The sequence below is a fragment of the Cupriavidus sp. HPC(L) genome (assembly GCF_000307735.3).
In the GTDB taxonomy this organism is placed as follows: Bacteria; Pseudomonadota; Gammaproteobacteria; order Burkholderiales; family Burkholderiaceae; genus Cupriavidus.
In genome coordinates, this window is the sequence record NZ_AMPR02000356.1 from 1 (window position 1) to 1,654 (window position 1,654).

A 1,654-nucleotide genomic window follows, 5' to 3' on the forward strand; every position below is an offset into this window, starting at 1 on the left:
CGGCGCACGGCTCGCCGGCGGCCCGCCGCGCGCGGCGCGCGCTGGCCGAGGTCCAGGGCGAGAACGTGGTGCGCATCGTCAACGCGCACGAGCACAACCTGAAGTCGCTGAACGTCGATATCCCGCACAACAAGTTCAACGTCGTGACCGGCGTATCGGGCTCGGGCAAGTCGACGCTGGCCTTCGACATCCTGTTCCACGAGGGGCAGCGCCGCTATCTCGAATCGCTGAACGCCTACGCGCGCTCGATCGTGCAGCCGGCGGGCCGGCCCGAGGTCGACGCGGTGTTCGGCATTCCGCCGACCGTGGCGATCGAGCAGCGCCTGTCGCGCGGCGGCCGCAAGAGCACGGTGGCGACCACCTCCGAGGTCTGGCACTTCCTGCGGCTGCTGTACGTCAAGCTCGGCCTGCAGCACTGCGTGCACGACGGCACGCCGGTCAGCGCGCAGAGCCCCGAATCGATCGTCGCGCAGCTGCTGCGCGAATACCGCGGCCAGCATGTCGGCCTGCTGGCGCCGCTGGTGGTCAACCGCAAGGGCGTCTATACCGACCTGGCCAAATGGGCCAAGGCGCGCGGCCATACGCATCTGCGTGTCGACGGCGCCTTCCTGCCGGTCGACCCGTGGCCGCGGCTGGACCGCTTCCGCGAACACACGATCGAGCTGCCGGTCGGCGACCTGGTGGTTTCGCCCGACAACGAGGGCGCGCTGCGCGCGCTGCTGGAGCAGGCGCTCGAGCACGGCAAGGGCGTGATGCATCTGCTCGCGCCGCTGGACGGCCTGCGCGAGGCGTTCGGCAACGGCCACAACGGCGACGGCGTCGGCCAGACCAAGGTGTTCTCGACCAAGCGCGCCTGCCCGGCCTGCGGCACCAGCTATCCCGAGCTCGATCCACGCATGTTCTCGTACAACAGCAAGCACGGCTGGTGCGAGAGCTGCGTCGGCACCGGCCTCGCGCTGACGCGCGAGCAGCGCGCCGCCTATGACGACAGCGTGATCGGCGGCGACGACCGCGGCCGCGAGCAGACGCTGCCGTCGGAGGAGGTCGAACCCGAAGGCATTGGCCATGCGGCCTGCCCGTCGTGCCACGGCACGCGGCTGAACTCGGCCGCGCGCGCGGTCAGCTTCGCCGGCCGCTCGATCGTCGACATCGCCCAGTGGACCGTGTCGCAGACCCGCGCGTGGATCGAGCAGCTGACGCTGAGCGGCCGCGACGCCGAAATCGCGCGCGACGTGGTCAGCGAGATCCGCAGCCGGCTCGAATTCCTCGAGGAGGTGGGACTTGGCTACCTGAGCCTGGACCGCGCCGCGCCCAGCCTGTCGGGGGGCGAGGCGCAGCGGATCCGGCTGGCGGCGCAGCTCGGCAGCAATCTGCAGGGCGTCTGCTATGTGCTGGACGAACCGACCATCGGCCTGCATCCGCGCGACAACCGCATCCTGCTCGACGCCCTGCGCAAGCTTGGCGACAAGGGCAACACGCTGGTGGTGGTCGAGCACGACGAGGACACGATCCGCCGCGCCGACCACATCATCGACATCGGCCCCGGCGCCGGCAAGCGCGGCGGCCATGTGGTCGCGCAGGGCGCCGTCGCCGATCTGGCGGCGCAGCCGTCGTCGCTGACGGGCCAGTTCCTGGCGCGGCCGATCGTCCATCC

1 pseudogene is annotated in these 1,654 nt (G+C 70.9%); it reads left to right on the forward strand.

Annotated features, from left to right (window positions below):
- Positions 1–1,654 (forward strand): annotated as a pseudogene (locus tag B551_RS17680) (excinuclease ABC subunit A); the annotation flags it as partial.